Genomic DNA, 26,862 nt, shown 5'->3' on the forward strand with positions numbered 1-26,862 from the left:
TAGGCGGCGCCTCCCCCGCGCGCAGCATCGCGTACAATACCCGCATGAACAGGCTTTTCGACAAATCGATCGTGCTGGCGTGCTGCATTGCGGCCGCTATGGGCCTTGCTGTGGACGCTCGCCTGGTCGCGGCGTTTTGCCTTGGTGTTATTGCCACCTCGCTGGCCGAGGTCGCACAGGAAGAACGCGCCCGGCGCACAAGCGAGGCCGCGAGCTACGCTTACATCATCGCGGCTGTCTTCGTGCCGCCGTTTGTGCCGTTTGTGCCTCTCGCCCTCTATGACATCGCGCGGCGCGTGCGCCGTGAGCACGCCTGGGTCGCGCTGGGCATTGGCTCCGCCCTTGCCTTTGCGCTCGTCGCGGACCTTCGCGCCGACGCGCTCACCGCCCGAACGCTCCTGCTGACCGCCATCCTTTCGGTTGCCGCCACCTTGCTATCGCTACGCACCGCCCAGTTGGAGCGCGAGCAGCAGCGCATGCGCCGCACCCGCGACGAGCTGCAGGAACGAGCCCTCGTGCTCGAGGCGCGCAATCGCGATCTTGCCGATCGCCAGGACTACGAAGTCGAGCTTGCGACACTCGCCGAACGCGCCCGCATCGCGCGCGAGATCCACGATAACGTCGGGCACCAGCTCACGCGCGCCTCACTGCAGGCCGAAGCCCTGCGCGTGGTCCACGCCGACGAGCCCAGCGTCGCCGCCGATTTCGCCGACGTTAAACGCACGGTTGACGAGGCACTCCAGCTTGTGCGCACCAGCGTCCACGCGCTCAACGACAATGCCGTCGACCTTTCCGTGCAACTCGAACGCATTGTTGAAGGCGCGCGCTCGGACGGCGGCCCGCAGATTGAGCTTGAAGTTTTGGCCGAACATGCGCCCGCAAACGTCGCCAACTGCTTTGCGGCGGTCCTGCGCGAGGCGCTCTCCAACACCATGCGCCACGCTTGCGCCCATGCTGTCACCGTACGATGCATGGAGCATCCGTCGTTTTACCAGCTCATCGTTACCGACGATGGCGCGGGCGGGGTCCAAGCAAACGATCGCGGCGCCGCGGAGGGCATGGGGCTCGCCTCCATGCGCGAGCGCATCGAGGCGCTTGGCGGCACCTTCACCGCCGGCCCGCGCGCCGGCGCCGGCGGCTGGCGCGTGTTCGCCACCGTTCCCAAACAGCAAGGAGATGAGGGCCGATGAGGCTCATCGTTGTCGACGACGACCGTTTGGTAGTCGATTCGCTCAAGATTATCCTGGGCGCCCAGCCGCAAATCGAGGTAGTGGGCACCGGCGCCAATGGCGACGACGCGGTCGCGCTCTACGCTGAGCACGCGCCCGATATCGCGCTGCTCGACATTCAGATGCCGGGGCGCGACGGACTTTCGGCGGCACGCGAGATCCTTGAGCGCGACCCTGCGGCACGAGTGGTGTTTCTGACGACATTCTCGGATGACGAGTACATTGTGTCGGCGCTCAAACTGGGCGCCCGCGGCTACCTGATCAAAACCGATGTCGCTACCATTCCGCCGGCATTGACGCAGGTCATGGACGGCAAACGCGTGCTCGAGGGCAAGGCAATCGAGGACATCGATTTTGACGGAACGGGCATCGAGGCGGGCACGCCCCGCCGGCCCGCGGCCTTCGCCAGCCTAACCGACCGCGAGTTCGAAGTCGCCGAGCTCATCGCCCGCGGCCTCGACAACAAGGAGATCGCCGCCACGGCATACATGGGCGAAGGCACCGTGCGCAACCACATCAGTTCGATCCTGGCCAAAATGGGCCTGCGCAACCGCACCCAAATCGCCATCGCCTACCTGCGAGGGTAATTACCCAACGGTCAACCGCTCGGGCAGAGCAAAATGGCTGTTATCGATTTGATGTCATTTCAAAACTATGCCGGATTACTACGATGAATCGCCCACCTTCGACCACGACAAATTGCGCGCTTGCAAAACCGCAGGTAGAACGTTTGCAATATTTAGAAAAATGCAGTCATGGTCGGGAATATCGAATTCATCGTAGTAAACCGACATAGTTTTGTTCGGGCGGCCCAACCGCGAGTTCACGCGCGGGGCCGGTGGGGCATTTTTGCCCCACCGGCCCCTATTCCAGCTCTATTCCAGAGCTATTCCGGCTTGGTTTCTACCGTGGGAGTCTTATCCGCTGCGACTGGGGTACGGGCGGTATCCATAGTCAGGCAGTGTTTGGGGCAGCTTTCGATGCACTCGCCGCACACCACGCAGGCGTACGGGTCAATCGACCAGGTGCCGCCTTTGCGATCGACCGCGAGTGCGCCCGCCGGACAACGCCGAGCGCACATGCCGCAGCAGATGCACACGTCCATGTCATTGACAATATGCCCGCGCAGGCGCTCGGGCGCCGTCAGTTTCTCCTGCGGATAGCACACCGTGACCGGCTGCTTGACCATAGAACCCAAGGCCGTCTTGGCAAATGTCAGCAAACTCATGCCGCGCCTACCTTTCCGTGCAGCTAATGCAGGGGTCGATGGTCAGGATAATCATGGGCACGTTGGCAAGGAGCACGCCCTGCAGCGCATGTGTCAGACCCGCCAGGTTTTGCGACGTCGGCGTTCGCACGCGAAAACGGTCCAGGTTCTTGGTGCCGTTGCCGCGTACATAGTAGTACGCCTCGCCGCGCGGCTGCTCAATCACAACTTCGCCGCGCGCGCCGTCGGCCGGCGTAAGCTTGGTGCGCCCGCCGATGCCGTCGTGTGGAATCTTACCGACAAGCTCCTTGATGATATCCATGGCCTGCGTGACCTCGGCGCAACGCACCTGGCAGCGGGCATAGCAGTCGCCGTCGGTTGCCACGATGGGCTCAAACGCGGCCAGATCCGCATAGGCGCCGTCGCCAAACATGCGCACGTCGTAATCCACACCCGAGGCGCGCCCAAACGGTCCGACCATCGAAAGCTCCAGCGCGTCTTTCTTGCTGATCACGCCCACGCCATGCAGACGCTCACCACAGCTGGCGTCGTCCAAAAACGTATGCACCAGGGCCTCGTAGTCGGGACGCATGGCATCGAGTGTCTGGACAATACCCGCCAGCTCGGAGTCCTCGATGTCGTGCTTAAGGCCGCCGATCTCGTTGATCGACAGGATCACGCGACCGCCGCACGTGCTCTCAAAGATCTTGAGAATCTGCTCGCGCAGGGTCCATGACCGATAGAACAGCGCCTCGAAACCAAAGGCGTCGGCGAGCAGTCCGAGCCACAGCAGATGCGAGTGGATGCGCGAAAGCTCATGCAAGATGGTGCGGATATACCGCACGCGGCCGGGCACCTCGATGTCGAGCATACGCTCGCAGGCGCTGGCATAGCCGCAACTGTGGCCCACGGCGCAGATGCCGCAGATGCGCTCGGCGATGTAGCCAAACTGATACATATCGCGCTTTTCGGTGAGCTTCTCGAGTCCGCGGTGCACAAAGCCGATCTGCGGAATTGCCTCGATGACGCGGTCGTCCTCGATCACCAGGTCCAGATGAAGCGGCTCGGGCAGTACTGGGTGCTGCGGGCCAAACGGAATAACAGAGCGATGTGCCATGGACCTTACGCCTCCTTTTTCTGCTTATCGCGGGCGGCCTTGGCGGCAAGCGCCGCGCGGACCTTGGCCGCTTTCTCGGGATCCATGGCGGCGAGCTTTGCCTCCATCTCGGCGGCCTTGAGCGCGGCCTTCGCAGCAGCCTCATCGTGTTGAGCATCGGAGCCGGCAGCCGCAGCGGGCTGAGCGACGGCAGCACCCGCAGCATCGCCAGCGCCCACAGCGCCCTTCCCCGCGGCGGCCGCGGTAGCGGCAGCCTTCTCGGCCGCGGCCTTGCGCGCCTTGGCCTCGGCGGCCGCGCGGACTTTCATGGCCTTCTCGCGAGCAGTCTTCACCTCGGGCGTGATGACGCTCATGGGTTCGGCAGTCGAGACCTGGTAGAAAAAGCCCTTAAAGTCAATCTGCATGTCGGTAATGGCAAGACCAAACAGGTCGTGGGCCTCGTTCTCAAACGGAAACACCGCCGGATAGTACGAGCTGATGGACGGAATCTCCTGGTACTGGTCGATACCCTCGACCACCAGGTTCTCGATCGCATAGTTTCCGTCCCGCGCGATCTGCTCTTGCGCGGCGCGGACGTTGATAAACGTATAGACCAGGCGATACGATCCGTCGTCCACACAGCGCTCGGCGTGCATCTGCACAAAGCGCGCGCCGACGCCCTTGAGCGCCTGGACATGCGACAGGAGCTCGTCGATCCCGACGGTAGTATAGATAGCCTTTTGCATTACTCGGCCTCCTTTGCAGCGGCGGGCGCACCGTCAGCCGTGCCTGCGTCGACACCGGCCCCGGCCCCCGCGGCCACAAACCCGTCCTCGCCCAGCCCAACGCCACCGTCCCAGGTTGCGGCGCCGCCCACGGTAAGCGGGTCACCGCCAGCACGCATCACGGCCTCCTTCTGGTCCAGGATGCCGCACGCCTCCACGATGGCATCGATCACGGTCTCGGGACGAATGGCGCACCCGGGCGCGTACACGTCCACGGGAATCGCGCGGTCCACGCCGCCGATCACGTTGTAGGCATCGCGGAACACGCCGCCCGAGCACGCGCAAATGCCGCACGCCACAACGCACTTGGGCTCGAGCATCTGGTTGTAGATCTGGCGCACGACGGGCAGGTTCTGGGCATTGACCGACCCCGTCACCAAAAAGATATCCGCATGCTTGGGGTTGCCGGTGTTGACCACGCCAAAGCGCTCCGCATCGAACAGCGGCGTGAGCGAGGCCAGCACCTCGATATCGCATCCGTTGCAGCTCGAGCCGTCGTAATGAATAACCCACGGCGAGCGCGACATTTTATGATCCATGGATGCTGCCTCCTAAATAAACACGTCGACGAGGATGGGCATAAGGTTGAGCAGGCCAAACACCAGCGCCACGCCCCAGCCGAGCTTAAAGCAGCTGCGCCAGGTGCTGCGGGCAAAGGTGTTGTCGATCAGTACCTCGACAAAATACGTCGCGACCATCACGACCAGGGCGACCACCCAGCTCACCGGGTTGTCCCAGACAAAGAACATGCCCACCCACATCAAAAACAGCACGGTCTCGCACCAGTGCATAAGGGTCATCTTGGCCAGCGTGCTGCCGCTCATCTCGGTGGCGACGCCCTGGACAATCTCCTGATGCGCGTGATGCGAGTACGAAAGGTCGAACGGCGACTTGCGTAGCTTGATGGTAAGCACCGCGAGCAGCGCAAGGAAAATGGGCGCGCTGTACACGATGATGGGGGCCGACTGCCCCGTCACGGCAATGGAATCGAAGCTGTCGGTGGCAAGGTACAGGCCCACGCTCATCAGCAGAACGGCGGGCTCGTAGCTCATAACCTGCAGCAGCTCGCGATCGGCGCCGACCTGCGCAAACGGGCTTTGCGTCGAGGCGGACGCCAGCACCACAAAGATCGCGGCGAGCGTCACCATAAAAGCGCACAGCAGCGTGTTGGAACCCGACACAAAGATGCCGCCGCCTACCACGGTAAAGATGAGCGCACATGCCATATAGGTATCGTCCATGGTGTTTACGCTGGCAGGGGCCTTGCGCAGCAGCTTGGCAACGTCGTAGAACGGTTGCAGCAGGCGCGGGCCCACGCGGCCCTGCATGCGAGCGGACAGCTTGCGGTCGACTCCGTCGATCAGGCCACCCACAAGCGGCGCCAGCAGGGCAAACACCACGGTACCTATAAAAATGCCCACGACACCCGAGCCTTCGAAATACTTACCGCGCAGCACCGAGGGCGCGCTCATGGCAAGTCTCTCGGGCCCAATCCACGCGCAACACAGCAGCGCAAACAAGATAATGCTGCAGCACACGACGCTACCCGCGGGACCAATACGCTTCTCGCCAAGGGCGTCCACCGAGTACCAATTGCGCTTTTCGGCCTTCACCTCGCGTCCCATCGAGCCGCGGAAATGGCGGTAATTGTCGGTTCCCACACCCGAAAGATATACGTTTACGTGCGGTTTGTTGCTCACGCGGAATGAAGTCAGCAGCACCACGGCGATAAAAGCCACGATAACCACCATCAGATACATGGCATCCTTGCCAATAACGTACGGCACGCGGCCAAACACCATGGCCAAGTAAGGCGACACCAGACCGCTCGAGATAACCGGGAACGCCACGCAGCACAGAATCAGCAGCGCGGCGATGGTGTTGAGGGCCATCCATTCGGTCTTATGGACATTGACCTCAACGTTTTGAGCCGTGGGGTCGACGCCCGAAAGCTTGGCAAGCCACTTGCCCCAGAAGAAGAACGTCGCGGCCGAGCCAAAGGCAAGCACCATGATCATGAGCACGTTGCCGGTCTGGGCAAACGCCACCAGGGCGCCCCACTTGGACACGAGCATGCCAAACGGGGCCACGAACATGCCCATAATGCCCAGCATCATCAGGCGCGTCAGGTGCGGCATGCGGCTGAACATACCGTCCATGTCCTCGATATTGCGGCTGCCGATATGATGCTCGGCCGTGCCCACGCACAGGAACAGCAGCGACTTTGCCACCGTATGGAACAGGATCAGGAAGATCGCGGCCCACACGGCCTCGGGCGCGCCGACGCCCAGGCAGGCGCTGATAAGGCCCAAGTTGGAAATGGTGGAGTACGCGAGCACGCGTTTGGCGTTGCTCTGCGAGATGGCCATGAGGGCAGCGAGCAAAAACGTGATGGCACCCACACTCGTGACCATAAAGCCGGTCACGGGATAGATGGCATAGAGTGGGCTGAGCTTGACCATCAGGAACACGCCGGCTTTGACCATGGTGGACGAGTGCAGCAGGGCGCTCGTGGGCGTGGGGGCAACCATGGCACCCAACAGCCAAGTGTGGAACGGCATCTGTGCGGCCTTGGTGAGTGCGGCGAGCGACAGCAGAACGACCGGCATCACCAGCAGCGCGGATTGCGCGGTTCCGGCGCCGGAAAGCTCGATCATGCCCGAGATGGTCAGCGGCATGCCGTTAACGTGCAGGTACATGAGTTCGGCCAAAAACGCGATGCCGCCCAGCATGTTGAGGATGATCTGGGTGAAGGCGTTCTTGATAGCCTCGGGCGTGCGCGTGTAGCCAATCATAAGGAACGAGCACACGGTGGTGATTTCCCAGCCGCAGAACAGCCACTCAAGGTTGTCGCTCGTCACGATGACGAACATGGCCGAGAGGAACAGGAACATGAGCGCCAGGAACTGCGGACGTCGGTCGGGCGCGGTCTGCCCGCGCAGCGCTGCCTCGCGCTCATCGTGCGCCTGGAAGTCCTTCATGTAGCCCAGGGCATACACGCAGATTAGGCTGCCGACAATGCCGACGGCGAGGACCATGATCACACTCATGTAGTCCAGGTAGAGCGGCGTCGCCGTGACGGCTTCGGCCGCGGGCAGCGTCATGGCTGCAAAGGCGAGCGAGCCCACCAGCTGGACTATGCCGAGCACCGTGGTGAGCGCGTTCCTATATTTGTACGCGTTGTACAGGATGACGGCGCACAGGACGACGTCGATGGCGGAGCTGATGATCGAGAGCACATGCGAGGTGCCGGGGGCAACCTCAAAGCTCTGCGGACCCGTGCCAAAAAACATGACGGCGACTACAGCTGTCACCGCCATAATAATGCCGGAACCTATGAGCCCCACCGCATCGCGGGCGCGGTCGCCGCGCGCGACCAGCATGCCCAGTGCCGGTACCAGCGGAAACAGGGTAAGGAAATACAGTAGCGTCATATCATCACTCCCCCATGCAAAAACGCTGCAATTGTTTAACGTTATAGCTCAATTGAGGAGTAGCGGCGGCAGGTTTTCGGTCAACTGGGGAGTTTTAGGCGTACGGGGTAAGGGCACGCCCGCATTGGAGCAGAGGGGCGGCAAGAAAAATGCGCCCCCGTGGGCGCACCATCCCGTTCGCTATTCCGCCTTTTTAACGCGCGGCTTGCGACCGCACGGCTTATCGACCAGTGCGGACTCACCGCTCTCGCGATACTGGCGGCACCAAGCCTTGACCGAAGACTCGCTAGGAATCTTGTGCTTGATCATGGCCTCGCGAACCGTCAGGCCGTTTTCCAAGCGGTCCTTAACCACGGCGAGCTTTACGTCGTACGAATAGGTGTGATGATGCGAACCGGCATTGAGAACGGCGTCGGCACCGCCCACGGCATACGCGCGGGCCCACTGACGAGCCGTGGCCTGGGGAATGCCAAGCTCCGCGGCGAGGGCGCGATGACCGACCCCCTCTTGGAGGACCTCGACAGCGCGCTGCCTAACCTCGGGCGCATGCGCGCGAGTCCTTGTTGCTTCCGACATACCTGCCACTTCTTAGCCTTAACCGTTAACCTGCTTTCTTACGTGCATGTTAGATAGTAGCATTTTGCTGTTCCCGCGTAACAGTTAATTAAAAAAGATGCGGCGTTATCTGGGCATTTGGTACCAATTTACGACATTTCTTTATCGATTATTTACGCTGGTAGCTAGCTCGCAGCCAATCGTCATTCGCCTGTCAACAAAATTGACACCTCTTTATGTCCTTTGCTATAGCTGATATGATTATTAACCCCTCCCCCAATAATTTTGAGTAATCGGCAAGGCAGTAGACGTCCTTACTCCTCATGATTACCGCGCATTGCCATCCACCGGAGCAAAACAAAAAGGGCGGGGCCTGCTGCGCTTGCAGGCCCCGCACCGGTTGACACCCGACGGGACACAGCCGGGCGAGGCGGATCCGTGCTACCGCCCTGCCTGGCCGCGATGTTCAACTACAGCTCGTTGGCCGCGTGATACGCCGTGCGAATGGCGCTCGCAATGTCGGCGGTGCGCTCGCCCGAGCAGTCGCCCACGCAGGTCACGGGCACCGTCACGCCATCCAGGTCAAACGCGTTGGCCTTGGATCCCACGGCCATCACCACGTAATCGCAGGCGATCTTCACCGGCTCCTCGGGGCCGTCCTCGGTGGTGTGCACGGCCTCCACGCCCTCGTCGGTAATGGCGGTCAGGCGGGTCTTAACGTGCTGTTCCACGTTGTGGGCGGCGAAGTCGCTCATGATCAGCGGCAGAATGGTCTCGGACTCGCCCGCGGCAATCTTGTCGAGCATCTCGACGATCGCCACCTCGCAGCCGTGCTGCAGCAGGTACTCGGCAGTCTCGGTGCCCACCAGGCCACCGCCAATGACGGCGACGCGCCCGCTGAGCTCCACCTTGCCGGCCAGCACGTCCCAGCTCGAGACGACCTTGTCCGAGTCGGCACCCGGAACGGGGATGACCACGTCGTGTGCGCCCACGGCCACAATCGCGGCGTCGGCGGCGTTGAGATCCTCGGCCGTAGCGGCATGGTTGAGCTCGACCTTCACGCCCAGGCCGGGCAGAATCTTCTCGTAATACTCGACCGAACGCATGATCTCGTCCTTGCGCGGGGGCGCGGCTGCCAGCACAATCTGGCCGCCCAAGTGATCGCTCGCCTCATAGACGGTCACGTCGTAGCCGCGCTTGGCCGCCACGCGCGCGGCCTCCAAGCCGGCAATACCGCCGCCCACCACGGCGACCTTCTTGTCGCCCTCGCCCGGCTTGATGGCGATGGTCGCCTCGTCGCCGTTCTCGGCATTGAGCACGCACGAGATGTACTTGCGGTTTTGAATCGCGTCGACGCAGCCCTTGTTGCAATTGAGGCACTCGCGAATGGGCTCACCCGTGGCGGCCTTCAGCGCAATGTCGGGGTCGCACATGAGCGAGCGGCCGTACGCGATGATATCGGCCGAACCGTCTTCCAGAATCTTCTCGCCGGCCTCGACCGAAACCACGCGGCCGACGGTTGCCACCGGCACGGAGACCAGGGCCTTGACGCGCTCGGCCACGGGCAGCGTCCAGTTGTAGGGCATGGCGCCCATGGGCGGAATGGTGTCGCCCATGTTGCCGGTGTGGTTTGCCTGTGCGACCTGGATCATGTCGATGCCGGCGCCCTCGAGCAGCTTGGCAAACTCGCAGGCCTCATCGGGCTGCAGGCCGCCCTTGCCGCGCGGCGTGCCGTCGGGGTTCTCCATGATCACGGGCAGTTTGTACTCCACCATCAGCTGCGGCGCGGCCTCCCTAATGGCGGCGACGACCTCGAGCGCATAGCGAACGCGGTTCTCGAACGAACCGCCGTACTCGTCGGTACGCTTGTTGAGGATGGCCGAACATAGCGAACCCACCAAGCGGTCGCCGTGGACCTCGATGGCGTCAATGCCGGCCTGCTGCGCGCGAGCGGCCGAGGCGGCGATGGCCTCCTTGATCTGGGTGAGCTGCTCTACGCTCGCCTCGTTCACAAAGTGCTGCATATCGTGGTGCAGCTTGGCATATGCCTGCTTGCGGATCTCGTTGGACTCGGCCATCTTGGCGGCGAAGGTCTCCTCGTCGCCGGCGGCCTTGGCCTCCTGCGCGGCCTTGGCGGCGGCCATGGAACCCATGACCATGCGGCCGACACCGGGCACGTCGTACTCGGGGTGGAACAGCTGCAGCGCGACCTTGGCGCCGTGCTTGTGAACGGCGTCGGCCAGCGCCTTAAACGTGGGGATCTGGGCGTCGGTCGCCAACTTGGGCGTGGGGCTTGCGGTCATAACGGGAGCAACGTCGCCGATGACGATGTAGCTCACGCCGCCACGGGCCAGACGCTCGTAAAAGGCCAGGCTGCGCTCGCCGATGGAGCCGTCGCGCTCCTCATAGCCGGTGGTTAGCGGCGGGAACATAATGCGGTTCTTGAGCTCAAGGGGGCCAACCGTAATGGGCTGGAGCAGCTTGGATGCAGGTGCGGTCATGGACATTCCTCTCTTATAGGCGCGGCGGCGATGTTGCCGCGTAGTTGTCTAGAGGATATGACATGGAAGTGCAGCAGCACAACGGAAATCGGCGGATAGCAGGTAGCGGCAGGTGGATGGGGCGGGGCGGCCCGTCGGTTTGTCTCGATCTGTAACAGTTACTCAGCAAAACCGGGTCTTACTGTTACAGATCGAGATAAACGAGAGCGTTCCGTCGGAAAATCTCGATCTGTAACACCTACAGGCCAAAAACGACCCTAGATGTTACAGATCGAGACATTCCTCTCAACCCATCCTCAACAATCTAAATCTGTAACATCTAGACCCACTGTTGGCCCCTGCCTGTTACAGATCGAGACAAACCAATCTAGCCTGCCGAAAGATCTCGATCTGTAACGGTTACTCGGCAAAATGGGCCCCAGATGTTACAGATTGAGACAAACGGGATCCAACCCACCGGTATATCTCGATCTGTAACACCTAGCCGCCCAAATCGGGTCTAGATGTTACAGATCGAGATTTTGTTTGAGAGGCTGAGAATTGGACCGAAAACACGGTCCCGAAATAACAAAAAAGCTCGCCGGCCAGGCCGACGAGCTGCAAGTTCTTGGTCGCGGGGGCAGGATTTGAACCTACGACCTCCGGGTTATGAGCCCGGCGAGCTACCAGACTGCTCCACCCCGCAATGTCTGGGCGCCTCATGTGCGCAAAAAAGAATATTACGCGGGAGTTCGGTAAGCGGCAAGGAAAATCTCGTAGAGCATAATTCCTTCATATTTAAAACCCCTCAGCCCCTATCACCGTAAACGAATCGCAGCCGAGCGCCGTCGACGGCACGTATACAATGGTGCGCGTCCTTTTATGCCAACACCGGGAGTAGACATGCTGCTCGCTATCGATATGGGAAATACGCAGACGGCCATGGGCCTGTTTGACGGAGACGAGCTGGTGCAGTCGTGGCGCATGCCCACCGACCGCTCTTATACCGCCGACGAGATTCATGTGCGCCTGATGGGTTTCTTTAAGATGTACGGCCTTTCGCTCGATGCGGTCGACGCGATCGCCTTTGCCGGCGTGGTGCCGCAGCTCTCGCGCGAGTGGCACGCCGTGGCCGACCGCATTGCCGCGGACGCCATCGTCATCGGGCCGCAGACGGCCGCGGTGACCAAGCTGCGGGCGGCGCGTCCCCAGGCCGTGGGCGCCGACCGCGTCGCCAACGCCGTTGCGGCAGAGACCTTCTACGGCGCGCCGGCGATTGTGGTGGACTTTGGCACCGCAACCAATATCGACGTCATCGACGAGGACGGCTATTACATTGGCGGAGCGATCGCGCCGGGCATCCGCATCTCCATGGACGCGCTTGCTGCCCGTGCCGCCAAGCTCGCCAGCGTGCCGCTCGAGGCGCCCGAGCATGCCATCGGCCGCGATACCGAGGAGTGCATCAAGGTGGGCGCCGTGATGGGCGCCGCCGCCATGGCCGAGGGCCTGGTCGCGCGCATGAAGCGCGAGCTGGGCCGCGAGGATGCCACCGTTATCGCCACGGGCGGCCTCGCCAGCATCGTCGCCGATTCGACCGACGCCTTCGACGTGGTAGACGGCCAACTCACCATCAAGGGCATCTGCGAAATCTACCGCCGCATGCAGAAGCTAGCGTAGGCTCTGGCGAAGCCGAGACGCTACAGACCGCGAATCCGTACGGCCTCGGGCGGAAACTCCTGCTCGCCGGCGTCGGTCTTGATGGTCGCGCGACCCCAGATGTCCAGGCCCGCAAACACGCCCACCGCGAGCGGCAGGCCGTTGGGCGACACCGCCGCGACCTGACGACCCAGCAGTGGCACCATGTCAAAGTACTCGCCCAGCACCGGAGCCAGCGGGCCGGCGGCGCCCTGCGGCGTGTTGGCGGCAACTGCCCAGGTGTCCACGCGGACCAGCACGGCGGCGGCCAATGCCTCGACCAGCGCTTCGTCAGCCACGTCCACACCAAGCTCGCTCAGCGCCGAACGCTCAATATCCACCGTCACGGCACCGAAGATGCCCGCAGCACCGGCACCGCCGTTCACGGCAACACGCGCGAGCGACGTCTCAAACGCAGGCGCACCGCACACGATATCGCTCGGCCACTGGATACCCACCTTGCCGGCAAGGCCCAGGCCCGGCGTCGACGCCGTGCCCACGAGCGCGTCCATCATGCCCATCGCCGCTACAAACGGCAGGCCGTGGAAGGCGTGCATGTTCACATCGGGGCGCACAACCAGCGAAAACGTCAGCGAAGCATCGCCCGCGCTCCACGCGCACCAGCCCGCGGACACGCCCTCGCGGCCCGCGTCACGCGCGGCGTCAAGCTCGGTACCGACGGCTACAGCATTCATCTCAATCATCTACATACGCCCCAATTCGCCCACGATATGGCCCACGCGGTCCTCGGGCTCCTTGACCTCGACGCCGTTGTAGCGGAAGAACCGCGCCGGGTCGTGCATCAGATCCTCGAGCGGCACCAGCACAAAGTCACGCTCGCCGATCAGCGGATGCGGCAGGCGCAGCTTTTTGCCGCCGTGGGTCTCGCCGTCCATCCACAGCAGGTCCAAGTCGATGGTGCGCGGACCGTTGGCCTTGGCCTTTTTGGAGCGGTCGCGACCCAGCTCGGCCTCGATCTTCATGAGCTCGTCGAGCAGCACCAACGGCGCCAGCTCGGTCTTAATCTCGATGACGGCGTTGGCAAACGCGTCCTGGCGCGTCTCGTAGGCCGGCTCGCTCTCGTAGATCTTGGAGGAGTTGGACACGCAGGTGAGTGGAATCTCGGCGATCATGTCGCGTGCGGCGCGGATGTTGTCACAGCGATGCCCCAGGTTGGAGCCCACGGCCACAAACGCGCGGCGCGGCTGCGGCTTGGCAACCGCCCAGTAGCCGTTCAGGAACTGCGCAAAGCCCGCGGCGTCGTGCACGCGCACGATGTTGGCGCCGGCCTGGATGGCGCCCAGGCACACGCCAAACGTAGCGGCATCGCGCTCGGCGGCCTCGGTCACGCCCGAGACGGCGCCCACAAAGCGCTTGCGCGATACAGCGCACATGAGCGGATAGCCCAGTGACGCCATCTTGGCAGTCTCGCGCTGGATGACGATGTCCTCGTTAGCCGACTTACCAAAGCCCGGGCCAGGATCGATGCAGATGCGGTCGCGCGACACGCCGGCGTGGATGAGCGCGCGGGCCTGGTCGGACAGAAAGCCCATGACGCGGCGCATGATGGGCGCCGAATCGGGCAGGGTGAAGCGGCGGAGCTGCGAGGTGGGCACGTAGGCCTCCTCGCGGCGGGCGCTTCGGCGCATCATGGCGGCCAGACGGTCATTGGACTCCGATGCGGCCTCGGTGGCCTCGGGCGCGGGCGCGACGGTCTCGGCGGCAGCAGCCTGCTCGGCGGCCGGCGTCTCCTGCTCGCTTGCAGGCTCGGTCGCGGGCTCAGGTTCGCCAAACGGCAACGAGGGCTGCACCACGCCGCCCGGAAGCTTGGCCTCCGGCTTAGGCTCGCCCAGTAACTTGCCGCGACGGCGGCGAGCCGGCTTCTCAGCCTCACGCGCGGCCTCAGCAGCCGCCTCGCGCGCCTTCTCGGCAACAAACGCCGCAGCCGAGGTATCGAGCTGCACCGTTGCGTGCGTGCGTGCGGGCGCGGCGACCTCGCCGGCATGCATCACGATGACGCCGCAGGTGCTCGTCTTAACAAACTCGACCATCTTGGGGTCGGTGAAGCCGGTCACGTCGTTGACGATCGAGGCGCCGCAGCGCACGGCCGCCTTGGCAACCGCCACGTGGCGCGTGTCGATCGAGACGATGGCGCCCTCCTTGGCCAGCGCGCGCACCACGGGCAGCACGCGGCGAGCCTCCTCGTCGGGGTTGACCGGGGTAAAACCAGGGCGCGTGGACTCGCCGCCTACGTCGATGATGTCGGCGCCGGCGTCGAGCATCGCCAGACCGTACTCGATGGCGGCATCCGGGTCGAAGTGCTCCCCGCCATCGCTAAACGAATCGGGCGTCACGTTGAGGACGCCCATGATGCGCGGACGGTCAAAGCTGAGCTCATACTTTCCGCACCGCCATGTCTTGCTGTCGTTCGCCATGAACATCCTCCTAAAATGCCCACGCCGCCGAGCTTGGGGAGCTGGCGGCGGGGTCGCTTTGCACTCAGTCTTTCTATTGTATCCGCGCACACGGGCTAGAACGCAAACGCGGCCGCGATGTCGCAAGAAATCAGCAGGTCGGCATTTGCATCCTGATCGGTAGGCGCCAAATTGCAAATGGCCAGCGTATCGCCAGTAAAGTAACGCGTAAGGCCTGCCGCCGGATACACCACGAGCGAGGTCCCGCCCACAATGAGGGCATCGGCCGCGGCGATGGCGGCAACGGCACCAGTCAACACACGCTCGTCGAGCGGCTCTTCGTAGAGCACCACATCGGGCTTGATGCGACCACCGCACGCGGGGCACACGGGCACGCCCGCGGCGTCCTCGTGCTCGCGCGAGCAAATCCACTCGGCGCTATAGACCGCGCCGCACGACTGGCAAATGTTGCGATGGACCGATCCGTGCAGCTCAAACACGCGCTGCGAGCCCGCCATCTGATGCAAGCCGTCGATGTTTTGCGTCACCACGGCATCGAGCTTGCCAGCTCGCTCCAGCTCGGCCAGCTTGGTGTGGCAGCGGTTGGGCTTAGCGTTAAGCGCGATCATCTTGGTGCGGTAAAAGTCGAAGAACTCCGCCGGATGTGTCTCGTAAAAGCTGTGCGAGAGCATGGTCTCGGGCGGATAGGCAAACTGCTGGTGATACAGGCCGTCCACGCTGCGAAAATCGGGAATGCCACTCGCCGTGGAAACACCCGCGCCGCCAAAGAACACCACACGCTTGTGGGTACCGAACAGCTCCGCCAGTGCGGCGGAGGCCTGCTTGGGGTCCGATATTGCCTGCGTCATATGAGTCCTCCGTCCATGTTGGTCGGGGCGACTGCGATTGCGCCGTCGTCCGCGGGGCCCGCCCCGCCTCTGTTGCGCTAATCTTAAGCCTGCCAACCCCGTCGAAAGGACACCATGCCTCAGACTTACACTTTCGCCTCGTGGAACGTCAACGGCCTGCGCGCCGTGCTCAAAAAGGACCCGAGCTTTATCCAGATCACGCAAGAACTCGACGTCGATATCCTGGCGCTGCAAGAGACCAAGCTGCAAGAAGGCCAGGTCGATATTGACCTGCCCGGCTATCACCAAACCTGGAGCTACGCCGAGCGTAAAGGCTATTCGGGCACTGCGGTCTTTAGCCGCCAGGAACCGCTGCGCGTGCTGCACGCCGATGCGCTGCTGCCCTACGCCGGCGAGGGTGAGGCAGCTGAGCTCGTTGCCCAAGCCGCGACCGAGGGCCGTGTCTGCGCGCTGGAGTTCGACAAATTCTGGTTTGTCGACGTCTATACGCCCAACGCCCAAAATGAGCTCGCGCGCATCGATGTGCGCATGGCCTGGGACGATGCTTACCGCGGCTTTTTGAACGCACTCGAGCGCGAGACCGGCAAACCCGTCGTGACCTGCGGCGACTTTAACGTGGCGCACGAGGAGATCGACCTTAAGAACCCCAAGTCCAACCGCGGCAACGCGGGCTTTTCGGACGAAGAGCGCGGCAAGTTTACCGAGCTGCTCGACGCCGGTTTTACCGATACCTGGCGCGCGGCAAACCCCGACGTCGAGGGCGTCTACAGCTGGTGGAGCTATCGCTTTAATGCCCGCAAGAACAACGCCGGCTGGCGCATCGACTACTTCCTGGTAAGCGACGCAATCGCCGACAACGTACGCGACACCGGCATCCGCAGCGACATCTTTGGCAGCGACCACTGCCCCGTCACCCTCACGCTAGAGCTCTAGCCCCAACTGATCCCCTGGGGACGGAGGAAAACGGATCATTTTGGGCCTCGTGAGGGTATCCGCGTGACCCATCCGCCACGAAACACGCCCATCTACTACGTTTAAGCCACCACCCTCAACCACAGCGAACAACGCCAAAAGAAAACCGCAGGTAGAAAGCCTGCGGTTTTTCATAAAACGTGGTCATGGTCGGGGGTATCAAGCTAAACGTAGTAGATGGGCCAGTTTCGTGGCAAGCGCCGTCAACTGATTCCCTGGGGACATCTGGGGACGGAAGAAAATGGATCAATTTGGCTCTCTGAGGGCCACGATGCCCGTCATATCAGCCGGCCATTTCAAAACTATGCCGGTTTACGGGGCTGAATCGCGAACCCCCAACCATATGCAATTCCGAGATAATAAAACCGCAGGTAGACGGTGTGCCCTATTTCGAAAAATGCTGGTATGGTCGACCCGCGCCAATCTAGCCCCGTAAACCGGCATAGTTTTGAAATGGCACTTCGGCAGTATTGATTCCCGCCCCGGCGCAACCAGCCCTACAGCCCGTATTTCACGACGGCACGGTTAATGCGACGGCACCAAGGCTTGTACAAGGCGGCCAAAAACACGCAGGTCGCAAGGCCGTGCGTAATATCGAACGGCACTGCCGTGGCAAGACGCGCCACGGCACCCGCCCAAGTAAGCGGCTGTACAAAACCAATGATGTCATACGCGTTGATCACGACGCCATAGAGCAGGCCCGACGCAAAGCCATACGCCAACAGTGACGGCATTCGCACGGTGCCATCGGCGCGGTCAAACGCGCCCGCATGCGCCAGTGCGCCACCGATATAGCCCACCAGACCCCAGGCATACATCTGCCATGGCGTCCACATGCCCTGCCCAAAAAAGAAATTGCTGGTCAGCGCTGCCAACGCGCCAACCATAAAACCATTGCGGCGACCAAGCGTCGCCCCCGCGATAATGGCGATGGCGCTCACCGGTTTAAAGTCGGGAATGGGGCCAAACAAGATGCGCCCCGCCGCGGCCAACGCCGCCAACACCAGCGTGGGCATAATCTGGCGCAGGCCCGGGCGCGACGCCTCGTAACCCGCAAAGAACAGCACAAGCACCAACGCCACCACGACAAGCATGGCAAGCGCCGCCTGCTCAACGCCCGCCAGCAACGCCGCAGCCATCACGGCTGGCACCGCCAGCAGCAGCGGTATCTCCAGTTTTGCGAGTAGGCGCACGATGCGATAATCCGCCATCCCATCACGCCCTATAAAACACGTTGTCGGCAAAGAAGTCGGCCGGCGGCTCCATGCAGGCAATCTCACCGTCAAACATCATGGCAACGTCATCGGCAACCTGCTCGGCAAAATCCAGATCGTGCGTGGCCATGATGACGGTGCCACCAACCTTCGCATGGTCACGCAGGGCGCGGGCGATGATGCGGCGGCTGAACAGGTCTAGACCCTTGGTGGGCTCATCGAGCAATAGCAGTTCGGGGCCGATTAGCAGCAGTTTTGCCAATGCAAGCAGTTGACGCTGCCCGCCCGAAAGATCGTACGGATGGCGCCCATCCAGACCCGACAGCCCCAAGCTCGCCGCACGCTCCCGCGCCAAGTTCTCGTCATATCCGCAGGTCGAGGCCCATTCCATCAGCTCATCGTGAACCGTCTCGGCAACCAGCAATGCTTTGGGGTTCTGAGGCAGCAGCGCCGCCGAGGCCGCTCCGCGCACCATGCGGCCGCGCTGCAGCTTGGCGGTCTTCGCCAGCACCGAGAGCATCGTCGACTTACCGCATCCGTTGCCGCCCACGACCGCATGCACCGCACCGGCCGAAAAAGCCACGTCGAGCCCGCGCAGCACCCAGCCGCCCGCGCGATCGTAGCGAAACCAGCTCCCTGCCAGGGTGGTAGCCGACCCGCCGTGCATTTTTTGGAGTATTCTGCTCCCATCCGTGCGCGGGAAGGCTTCCGAGCCGTTCTCGAGCGACGTTTGCGCCACAAATTCGGACGATTTGTCCAATTCCGAACTTTTTTTCGCGCTCGATACGTCCCCGGGCGGCTCCAGAGAGCCCAAATTGTCCTCACGCCTGCTGAATACTCCGTTTTTTGCACATCGGACGGCACCCCACCCCAACATGTCGTCGGAAAACAACGATTCTCGGCGTCCCAAAGAAGCCATATCCGCCACCTCGCGCACGCGACCGTCCTCAATCCGGTACGCACACGTCGCATACTCGAGCATTGGGCGCGGTTGATGCGTAGCCACAACAACCGTGCAGCCCAACTCACGGTTCACGCGAAACAGCGCGTGCAGAAAATTCTTCTCGGCAACGGGATCGAGCTGAGACGTGGGCTCGTCGAGTAGCAGCACACGCGGACGCAGCGCCAGGACGGCGGCAAGCGACAGCAGCTGCTTGCGGCCGCCCGAAAGCGTATCGGTATCGCGATGAAGCCAGTCCTCCAGACCAAAGAAATAGCTGGTCTCAGCTACGCGACGGCGCATCTCATCACGTGCTAGCCCCAAGTTTTCCAGGCCAAACGCCATCTCGTGCCACACGGTTTCGCACACGATCTGGTTCTCGGGATCCTGGAACACATAGCCCACGCGCTCCGCCGATGCCCGCACGTCCATGTCGGCAACGTTCTCGCCCAGCACGCGCGCATCACCAGTGCGCTCGCCCGCCGGCGCGATCTCGGGCTTGAGCAGCGACAGCAGCGTCGACTTGCCCGAACCGGTACCGCCAACAAGCAGCGCAAATGCACCTTGGGGAACACGCCAATCAAGCCCCTCAAGCACCGGTGCCCCGGCCCCGGGATAGGCAAAACTAAGGCCCTGCACCTCAATCGCCGGAATATCCGGGCCGCACGCCGCGCCCGACACCGGGCCCCTATCCAACCGAGCCATCAGCCAAACCTCTTCTCATCAATCGCGTGCGACGCGCAAGGCAGCATCATCCAGGCAGCGTACACGACATAGCCCAGCCACGGCGCCGGCACCGAGAGCTGCGGATAAAACGAATACTGCGTTGTCGCGGTCCATGCCACCGCCACCGCGGCGGCACCAAACAGCGCAAGCCCAACCAGCGCGGCAACGTCGCTGCGCCCCAGCCGATACCGCGCATACGTCGTACGACGCGTCGCGGCACCCCACCCGCGCGAGCGCATCGCGTCCGCGCGCTCCAGCGAATCTTCCATACCCCAGCCCATCAACACGCTCGATGCCCGCAGGCGCGAGCGCACGGGGTCGGCCGGCGCGCGGCCCGGCATGTCAATCGCATCTTGCACCGCCAGCACCGTGCGGCCGCGGCGCAAAAACTGCGGGATAAGCCTCATGCACATCGAGATCATGAGCGCAATCACCGGTGCGGCATTACCCAGCAGCGCGAGCACCTTGTCGTATTCGAGCATCGACGCCGCGGCCTCAAACCACAGCACGCTCGCCACAAACAGCCCGCCCATGCACAGGCCGTATACCATGCTCTCCAGATACACCGCGCGCATACTAATACGGAACAGCTCCGTCGAGCCCGATGCACTAAACAGCGGATTGAGCACCGCGATAATCAAAATCACCGGCAGCTGCCAGCGAAGCGCCCCCAACGTGCGCGCAGCACCGCGCGTCGCAAGCCCGTACGCCAGCCCGCCCGCAAGTGACAGCGCAATCAGCACCGGCTGCATCGAGAACATGGTGAGCCCCAGCGTCAGCACAATATAGAGCGCCGGCACAGCCGGATGCGACATCGAGAATGCCGCGACGGGCTCGCCGCCAAACTCCTCTCGTATGTTGTCCACGGGCACCCCCGTCCCCTCGCTCAAACGACAGCTCCGCAGCACCGCCAACGCCGCCCGCAAGCAGTGCAAATGCCACGCCGGCGGCGCAAGCCTCAACCGACGCAAACCAATCGTTACGCGCTCATCATATGCCTGCGGTATCATATTGCGCCGTGTATCGTTTCCAAACACACGTCTCTATAACGTAACAGGAGATCACATGGACGCAACCGCAATTATCCTCGCTGCCGGCGAGGGCACCCGCATGAAGTCGAACCACTGCAAGGTTTCGCACAAGATCCTGGGTAAGCCCATGGTCCAGTGGATCGTCGACGCTACCATCAAGGCCGGCTGCAGCCGCGTCGTGGTTGTCATCGGCAGCCACGCCGACGAGATGCGCGCCCTCATCGACGGCGCCTACGCCAACAGCGCCACCAAGGTCGAGTGCGTTGAGCAGACCGAGCGCCTGGGCACCGGCCACGCCGTGAAGGTCGCACTCGAGGCCTGCGGCATCACGCAAGGCCCGGTCGTCGTGCTCAACGGCGACTTGCCGCTCATCACCGCCGACACCGTCGCCAAGTTCGCGCAGACCGTCGCCACCGGCGAGCTCGCCTGCACCGTCATGACCATGACCCCGCCCGATCCTTTCGGCTACGGCCGCATCAAGCTGGGCGCCGACGGTCAGATCGAGCGCATCATCGAGCAGAAGGACTGCACGCCCGAGCAGGCCGCCACGCTGCTGGAGTGCAACGCCGGCTGCTACGCCTTCGACGGCGCGCAGCTCGCCGCCCACATTAACGAGATCGGCAACGACAACGCGCAGTCCGAGTACTACCTGCCCGACATGCTCGAGATCCTCAAGGGCCACGGCCAGGCGGTCTCCATCTTCCACTGCGACGACTACCGCGACGGCCTGGGCGTCAACAGCCGCATCCAGCTCGCGCAGCTCACCGCTATCGCGCGCGACCGCATCAACGAGCACTGGATGGCCGAGGGCGTCACGTTCATCGACCCCACGCAGGCCTGGATCGGTCCCGACGCCACCATCGGCCGCGACACCGTCGTGTGGCCGCAGACGCACCTGATCGGCCACGTCACCGTGGGCGAGGAGTGCCAGCTCGGCCCCAACAGCCGCCTCACCGACACTACCGTCGGCAGCGGCTGCACCATCGATGAGACCATCGCCATCGAGGCCGTCATCGAGAACGGCGTCGACTGCGGCCCGCGCGCCTACCTGCGCCCGGGCACCCACATGCTCGACGGCTCCAAGGCCGGCACGCACGTGGAGATCAAGAAGTCCACGATCGGCGAGGGCTCCAAGGTGCCGCACCTGTCCTACATCGGCGACACCACCATGGGCTCCGGCGTCAACGTGGGCGCGGGCTCCATCACCTGCAACTACGACGGCGTCCACAAGCACAAGACCGTCATCGGCAAAAATGCCTTCATCGGTTCCGACACCATGATGGTCGCGCCCGCCCAGATTGGCGACGGCGCACTCGTGGCCGCCGGCTCCGTCATCACCGAGCCGGTCCCGGCCGACGCACTCGGTCTGGGTCGCGCCCGTCAGGTAAATATTGAGGGCTGGGCCGCCGATTATCGCCGCCGTCTGCACGAGAGCGACGAGGTATAACGTTTTACCAAGCACAAAAGGAGCTGTTCCATGGGGGCGGCTCCTTTTTCTATTGTGACCTGCGCAACCGGATGAGTGGTCGGTTCGTGTCCGTTGGCGGTAAAGACGTTATCAAGACTCGATAAACCCCGCCGCGCGGTTACAATGCAACAAGGCATCTATATGGCATTCGATATAAAGGAGAAGGGTAATGCCGATTAATGATCCCGAGAAGTCGGAGAATATGCGCAAGTCCATCCGCGTGTATTCCGGTTCCTCCAACCGTCCCCTCGCTCAGAAGATTGCTGAGTACCTTGGGGTCGAGCTTTCGGGCCTTACGCTAAAGCAGTTCGCCAATGGTGAGATTTACGCCCGCTACGACGAGACCGTCCGCGGCGCCGACGTCTTCCTGATTCAGTCCGTGGCCGGCGGCAACGTCAACGACATGCTCATGGAGCTGCTCATCGCCACCGACGCTGCCAAGCGCGCATCCGCCCGCTCCATCACCGCCGTTATCACCCACTACGGCTATGCCCGCCAGGACCGCAAGGCCGGCCCGCGTGAGCCCATCACCGCCCGCCTCGTCGCCAACCTGCTCGAGCGCGCCGGCGTCAACCGCATCATCACCCTCGACCTGCACCAAGGCCAGATCCAGGGCTTCTTCGATATCCCGGTCAACCACCTGTCCGCACTGCCGCTGTTTGGCCAGTACTACAACGACATGCACTTCGACACCGACAACCTGGTTGTCGTCTCCCCCGACGTGGGTCGCGCCAAGGCCGCCAAAAAGCTGTCCGACATGCTCGGCTGCGACCTGGCCATCGCCCACAAGGGCCGTCCGCGCCACAACGCCGCCGAGGTCATGGGCATAATCGGTGACATCAAGGGCAAGACCTGCATCATCAACGACGACATGATCGACACCGCTGGCACCCTGTGCGCCAACGTCAAGGAGCTCAAGGCTATGGGCGCTGGCGACATCTACGTCTGCGCCACCCACGGCATCTTCTCCGGTCCGGCCATCGAGCGTCTGAACGACGCCCCGATCGTCGAGTGCCTCGTCACCGACGCCATTCCCGTCGAGGTCGGCGGCAAGATCAAGACCATCTCGGTCGCCGAGGAGTTCGCTCAGGCCATCTCCGCCGTTTACCACGAGGAGCCCGTCTCCACGCTCGTCGGCGGCGACTTCGCGCTGTAGTCGCATCGTCCTTGCAACCCGGCGCATCGCCGTCGGAACAGAAGAAACCCCCGCGCTCCCCCTTGCTTCGCAAAGGTCGCGCGGGGGTTTCTTCTGTTCCGACGGCTCGCTCTGCCGCGGCCACGCTTTTGTCTGGTGGGATTTCGCTGAAACGAAGTCTCGCCTTCGGCGAGCGTGGTAGCCTTTGTCGTTGAACGAACTACTTATGTAACGAAAGGAAACCTATGGCAGCTGCACAGCCGCTTAAGATTCGCATGGTTGCCGGACTTGGCAACCCTGGCGAGGAATATGCCGAGACCCGCCACAACGCAGGCTTTAAGGCAATCGACGAGTTGGCCCGTCAGGCCGGTGTCACGTACTGGAAAAACCAGGCAGGCGCCGAGGTCGCGCTCATCAATATCAACGATGCCGAGGAAGAGGGCGGCAAGCGCCAGATCGTGCTGGTCAAGCCGCAGTCGTATATGAATACCTCGGGTGGCCCCATCTCCAAGCTCTGCCGCGAGTACAAGATCAAGGCCGAGGAGCTGCTCGTGATCCACGATGAACTCGACATTCCCGCCGGCGACGTACGTGTTAAGGTGGGCGGCGGCCACGCTGGCCACAACGGCCTGCGCTCCATCATCGACAAGATGGGCAGTCGCGACTTCAGCCGCATCCGCACCGGCATCGGCAACCCTCCCGGCAAGATGGCCGTCGCCGACTACGTGCTCAAGCAGCTGCGCGCCCGCGAGGCCGAGGACTTCCAGGACACCTGCGCCCGCGCCGCGGATGCCGCCGGCCTGGCAATCGTGCACGGCGCGATCTATGCCCGCGACCATGTCAACGGCTCCGCCTCTGCCAACGGCAAGCACTAAAACCCACCAAAAAGGGACAGGTTTATTTTGGCAGGTTTTATCTGCGGAAACGCCGCAGCGGCCGCGACGCAATAAACCCTGTGCCGCCATACATATGCAACGCTCCAAAGGAGGTCGGCCTCACCTATGCGCAAGGCCGACCTCCTTCGCTGTTTTGCCTGATAAAACCGACCATGAGAAACCCGTCCCTTTTGGTAGGCCGGAGCGGAGAAACCCTTTTCCCACCTGCCAAAGAAACACGTAAGCGACATTGCCATGAGGGTATAATTTGCATCGTATGTCTGCACAACGCCTGTGCGCGTACGGTTTTATTCGGGCTACCGTCCATTTCCGTGGAGGCACGGTTCGGCAGCCCTAACAAGAGAGGGGTTCTATGTATAAGATCCTGGAGAAGACGCAGTTCTCGGAGAAGGTGTTCAAGTTCCGCATCGAGGCGCCTGCAATCGCCAAACATGCGCACGCTGGACAGTTCCTCATGGTTCGCGCCAACGAGACGGGCGAGCGCGTCCCGTTTACCCTAGCTGGCTGGAACGGCGACGAGGGCTGGGTCGAGTTCATCTTCATGGTGATCGGCAAGACCACCGAGATGCTGTCCACCTACGAGGCCGGCGAGTCGCTGCGCGACGTCGTGGGCCCGCTGGGCGTTCCTACCGAGATGGCCGAGGGCCCCTGCGCCGTCATTGGCGGCGGCGTCGGCCTGGCAATTGCCTTCCCGGTCGCCAAGCACCTGGTCGAGACCGGTCACGAGGTACACGCCATCATGGGCGCCCGCACCAAGGACCTCCTGCTCATGGAGGACCAGTTCCGCGAGCTCCTCGACGAGGACCACATCCACATCACCACCGACGACGGCTCCTACGGCGAGCAGGGCGTTGTCACCGCTCCGCTGGAGCGCCTGCTGCAGGACAAGGCCGTGAGCCAGGTCTTCTGCGTCGGCCCCGTTCCGATGATGAAGTTCTCGACCCTCACCGCCCAGAAGTACGACACCCCCATCACCGCGTCGCTCAACCCCATCATGGTTGACGGCACCGGCATGTGCGGCTGCTGCCGCGTCGAGGTGGGCGGCGTGACCAAGTTCGCTTGCGTCGACGGCCCCGACTTCGATGCCACCCTGGTCGACTGGGATGACCTTCGTGCCCGCCAGGCCGCTTACCGTTCCGAAGAGGGCGAGTCCCTCAAGGCCTATGAGGAAAAGAGCTGCGCATGCCACTAGTTAACGGTCGTTTCGTTGCCGATATGAAGTCGCCCCGCACCCCCGATAACGAGGAGCCGGCTGCCGAGCGCGCCTGCGACTTCCGCCCCGTCGACAAGGGCTTCACCGAGGAGATGGCGCTGGCCGAGGCCGAGCGCTGCCTCAACTGCAAAAAGCCGTTCTGTGTTGAGGGCTGCCCCGTCAACATCAACATCCCCCGCTTTATCGAGCAGATCCGCGCGAAGGACTTCGGCGGCGCTCTCGATACCATCCGCGAGGACTCTATGCTTCCCGCTATCTGCGGTCGCGTCTGCCCGCAGGAGAACCAGTGCGAGGGCAAGTGCATCCGTGGCAAGAAGTCCGAGCCCGTGGCCATCGGTCAGCTCGAGCGCTTCCTAGGTGACCGCCCCGAGCTCGCCTCCACGCCCAAGATGGCCCCCAAGAACGGCAAGAAGGTCGCCGTCGTCGGCTCCGGCCCGTCCGGCATCACCTGCGCCGGCGAGCTCGCCCGTAACGGCTTTGACGTCACCGTCTTCGAGGCCTTCTTCACCGGCGGCGGCGTGCTGGTCTACGGCATCCCCGAGTTCCGTCTGCCCAAGGCAGTCGTCAAGCGCGAGATTGACGGCCTGGAGGACATGGGCGTCAAGTTTGAGTACAACTCCGTCGTGGGCAACATGGCCACGGCCGAGGAGCTGTTCGAGCAGGGCTTCGACGCCATCTACGTGGCGACCGGCGCTGGCCTGCCCAAGTTCCTCAACGTCCCCGGCGAGAACCTGCCCAACGTCTTCTTCGCTAACGAGTACCTCACCCGCGTGAACCTGATGAAGGCCAACAAGTTCCCCGAGTACGACACCCCCACCAAGCACGGCAAGAACGTCGTCGTCTTTGGCGGCGGCAACGTGGCTATGGACGCCGTCCGTACCGCCAAGCGCCTGGGCGCCGAGCACGCCATCATCGCCTACCGTCGTACCGAGGACGAGATGCCCTGCCGTCGGGCCGAGCTGCACCATGCTAAGGCCGAGGGCGTCGAGGTTCTGCCGCTCGTCTCCCCGCTCGAGTTCGTCGCTGGCGAGGACGGCTCCGTGTGCGCCGTCAAGGTCCAGAAGATGGAGCTCGGCGAGCCTGACGAGTCCGGCCGTCGTCGCCCGGTGCCCATCGAGGGCGCCATCGAGGAGATTCCCTGCGACGTCGCGATCTCGGCTATCGGCACCAACGCCAACCCCTTCGCAAAGAAAATCGGCGGCAAGATGGAGCTCAACAAGTGGGGCTACATCGTCGCTGACGAGGAGACCGGCCAGACCACCGATCCCCGCATCTGGGCCGGCGGCGACATCGTCACCGGTGCCGCTACGGTCATTCTGGCGATGGGCGCTGGCAAGAAGGCCGCCGCTTCCATCACCAAGAGCCTGCTGGGCGAGTAATCACCTACAGCGCTAGCCACCAAACGGCAAAGTCCCCGTCGAGCACATGAACTGCCTCCCATTTCTTGGACACGAGAAATGGGAGGCTTTTTATGCGTGTCGACTTGAGGGTGAAGCACGACAT

At 62.9% G+C, this 26,862-nt stretch carries 22 protein-coding genes and 1 tRNA gene; 9 read left to right on the top strand and 14 right to left on the bottom strand.

The genetic code is table 11. The features are described 5' to 3' along the window. The first annotated feature begins 44 nt into the window (after nucleotides 1-44). Both GT571_RS09065 and GT571_RS09070 read left to right on the top strand, forming a co-directional pair. Entirely contained in the window at nucleotides 45-1,190 is a 1,146-nt protein-coding gene (locus tag GT571_RS09065; RefSeq protein ID WP_161156794.1) for a sensor histidine kinase, read from the top strand. Next, nucleotides 1,187-1,816 (top strand): response regulator, encoded by a 630-nt coding sequence (locus GT571_RS09070; RefSeq protein WP_161156796.1) that lies wholly within the window; start codon nucleotides 1,187-1,189, stop codon nucleotides 1,814-1,816. Before GT571_RS09065 ends, GT571_RS09070 begins: the two co-directional genes overlap by 4 nt. A gap of 299 nt (nucleotides 1,817-2,115) precedes the next feature. Here the strand turns inward: GT571_RS09070 and GT571_RS09075 are convergent, their stop codons facing one another. The 8 genes from GT571_RS09075 to GT571_RS09110 form a co-directional block, all read right to left on the bottom strand. Further along, on the bottom strand, nucleotides 2,116-2,457 hold the full coding sequence (locus GT571_RS09075) for a 4Fe-4S dicluster domain-containing protein (protein ID WP_117648239.1): 342 nt from the start codon (nucleotides 2,455-2,457) through the stop codon (nucleotides 2,116-2,118). A gap of 7 nt (nucleotides 2,458-2,464) precedes the next feature. Next, entirely contained in the window at nucleotides 2,465-3,553 is a 1,089-nt protein-coding gene (locus GT571_RS09080; RefSeq protein WP_161156798.1) for a hydrogenase large subunit, read from the bottom strand. Between the two features lie 5 nt (nucleotides 3,554-3,558). After that, nucleotides 3,559-4,278 (bottom strand): NADH-quinone oxidoreductase subunit C, encoded by a 720-nt coding sequence (locus GT571_RS09085; protein WP_117648241.1) that lies wholly within the window; start codon nucleotides 4,276-4,278, stop codon nucleotides 3,559-3,561. Beyond that, nucleotides 4,278-4,856 carry an NADH-quinone oxidoreductase subunit B family protein gene (locus GT571_RS09090; RefSeq protein ID WP_117648242.1) on the bottom strand — a complete coding sequence of 193 codons (579 nt, stop codon included), beginning with the start codon at nucleotides 4,854-4,856 and terminating at the stop codon, nucleotides 4,278-4,280. Before GT571_RS09090 ends, GT571_RS09085 begins: the two co-directional genes overlap by 1 nt. A 12-nt stretch (nucleotides 4,857-4,868) precedes the next feature. After that, complete coding sequence (locus GT571_RS09095) at nucleotides 4,869-7,751, bottom strand: proton-conducting transporter transmembrane domain-containing protein (protein WP_161156800.1); 2,883 nt, start codon at nucleotides 7,749-7,751, stop codon at nucleotides 4,869-4,871. Between the two features lie 180 nt (nucleotides 7,752-7,931). Continuing rightward, complete coding sequence (locus GT571_RS09100) at nucleotides 7,932-8,327, bottom strand: helix-turn-helix domain-containing protein (protein ID WP_161156802.1); 396 nt, start codon at nucleotides 8,325-8,327, stop codon at nucleotides 7,932-7,934. Between the two features lie 449 nt (nucleotides 8,328-8,776). Next, entirely contained in the window at nucleotides 8,777-10,807 is a 2,031-nt protein-coding gene (bilR, locus tag GT571_RS09105; protein WP_240136256.1) for a bilirubin reductase, long form, read from the bottom strand. Nucleotides 10,808-11,415: 608 nt separating this feature from the next. Beyond that, nucleotides 11,416-11,492: transfer RNA gene (locus tag GT571_RS09110), tRNA-Met, on the bottom strand. A gap of 197 nt (nucleotides 11,493-11,689) precedes the next feature. Here GT571_RS09110 and GT571_RS09115 point away from each other — a divergent pair. Beyond that, the gene (locus GT571_RS09115; RefSeq protein ID WP_161156806.1) at nucleotides 11,690-12,463 is read left to right on the top strand and encodes a type III pantothenate kinase; all 774 of its coding nucleotides are present in this window, start codon (nucleotides 11,690-11,692) and stop codon (nucleotides 12,461-12,463) included. Between the two features lie 20 nt (nucleotides 12,464-12,483). Here the strand turns inward: GT571_RS09115 and GT571_RS09120 are convergent, their stop codons facing one another. The 3 genes from GT571_RS09120 to GT571_RS09130 form a co-directional block, all read right to left on the bottom strand. Next, nucleotides 12,484-13,185, bottom strand: coding sequence for a hypothetical protein (locus GT571_RS09120; protein ID WP_161156808.1), 702 nt, complete (start codon nucleotides 13,183-13,185; stop codon nucleotides 12,484-12,486). Next, a complete protein-coding gene (gene folP / locus GT571_RS09125) occupies nucleotides 13,186-14,916 on the bottom strand; it encodes a dihydropteroate synthase (protein ID WP_161156810.1) in 1,731 nt (576 codons plus the stop codon). A gap of 95 nt (nucleotides 14,917-15,011) precedes the next feature. Continuing rightward, nucleotides 15,012-15,764: an NAD-dependent protein deacylase gene (locus GT571_RS09130; protein ID WP_161156812.1), complete on the bottom strand. Its 753-nt coding sequence runs from the start codon at nucleotides 15,762-15,764 to the stop codon at nucleotides 15,012-15,014. Between the two features lie 114 nt (nucleotides 15,765-15,878). On the opposite strand from GT571_RS09130, the gene GT571_RS09135 reads away from it, so the two are divergent. After that, nucleotides 15,879-16,697, top strand: coding sequence for an exodeoxyribonuclease III (locus tag GT571_RS09135; protein ID WP_161156813.1), 819 nt, complete (start codon nucleotides 15,879-15,881; stop codon nucleotides 16,695-16,697). 536 nt (nucleotides 16,698-17,233) lie between these two features. Here GT571_RS09135 and GT571_RS09140 read toward each other — a convergent pair. Genes GT571_RS09140 through GT571_RS09150 form a run of 3 tightly spaced genes read right to left on the bottom strand, consistent with a single transcriptional unit; the run spans nucleotide 17,234 to nucleotide 20,482 of the window. Next, entirely contained in the window at nucleotides 17,234-17,947 is a 714-nt protein-coding gene (locus tag GT571_RS09140; RefSeq protein WP_161156815.1) for a DUF6580 family putative transport protein, read from the bottom strand. 4 nt (nucleotides 17,948-17,951) lie between these two features. Further along, the gene (locus GT571_RS09145; protein ID WP_161156817.1) at nucleotides 17,952-19,595 is read right to left on the bottom strand and encodes an ABC transporter ATP-binding protein; all 1,644 of its coding nucleotides are present in this window, start codon (nucleotides 19,593-19,595) and stop codon (nucleotides 17,952-17,954) included. Continuing rightward, entirely contained in the window at nucleotides 19,595-20,482 is an 888-nt protein-coding gene (locus GT571_RS09150; RefSeq protein WP_338400664.1) for an energy-coupling factor transporter transmembrane component T, read from the bottom strand. Before GT571_RS09150 ends, GT571_RS09145 begins: the two co-directional genes overlap by 1 nt. Nucleotides 20,483-20,681: 199 nt before the next feature. On the opposite strand from GT571_RS09150, the gene glmU reads away from it, so the two are divergent. From glmU to gltA, 5 genes are all read left to right on the top strand, one after another. Further along, nucleotides 20,682-22,094 carry a bifunctional UDP-N-acetylglucosamine diphosphorylase/glucosamine-1-phosphate N-acetyltransferase GlmU gene (gene glmU, locus GT571_RS09155; protein WP_161156819.1) on the top strand — a complete coding sequence of 471 codons (1,413 nt, stop codon included), beginning with the start codon at nucleotides 20,682-20,684 and terminating at the stop codon, nucleotides 22,092-22,094. Nucleotides 22,095-22,284: 190 nt separating this feature from the next. After that, entirely contained in the window at nucleotides 22,285-23,271 is a 987-nt protein-coding gene (locus GT571_RS09160; RefSeq protein ID WP_022094252.1) for a ribose-phosphate diphosphokinase, read from the top strand. A 224-nt stretch (nucleotides 23,272-23,495) separates the two neighbouring features. Then, complete coding sequence (pth, locus tag GT571_RS09165; RefSeq protein WP_192934689.1) at nucleotides 23,496-24,125, top strand: aminoacyl-tRNA hydrolase; 630 nt, start codon at nucleotides 23,496-23,498, stop codon at nucleotides 24,123-24,125. Nucleotides 24,126-24,498: 373 nt separating this feature from the next. Then, complete coding sequence (locus GT571_RS09170) at nucleotides 24,499-25,338, top strand: sulfide/dihydroorotate dehydrogenase-like FAD/NAD-binding protein (RefSeq protein ID WP_006235793.1); 840 nt, start codon at nucleotides 24,499-24,501, stop codon at nucleotides 25,336-25,338. Next, the gene (gene gltA / locus GT571_RS09175; RefSeq protein WP_022094914.1) at nucleotides 25,329-26,738 is read left to right on the top strand and encodes an NADPH-dependent glutamate synthase; all 1,410 of its coding nucleotides are present in this window, start codon (nucleotides 25,329-25,331) and stop codon (nucleotides 26,736-26,738) included. The genes GT571_RS09170 and gltA overlap by 10 nt, the downstream gene beginning before the upstream one ends. Nucleotides 26,739-26,862 lie beyond the last annotated feature (124 nt).

The sequence above is a fragment of the Collinsella aerofaciens genome, assembly GCF_009876115.1.
Taxonomy (GTDB): Bacteria; Actinomycetota; Coriobacteriia; order Coriobacteriales; family Coriobacteriaceae; genus Collinsella; species Collinsella aerofaciens_N.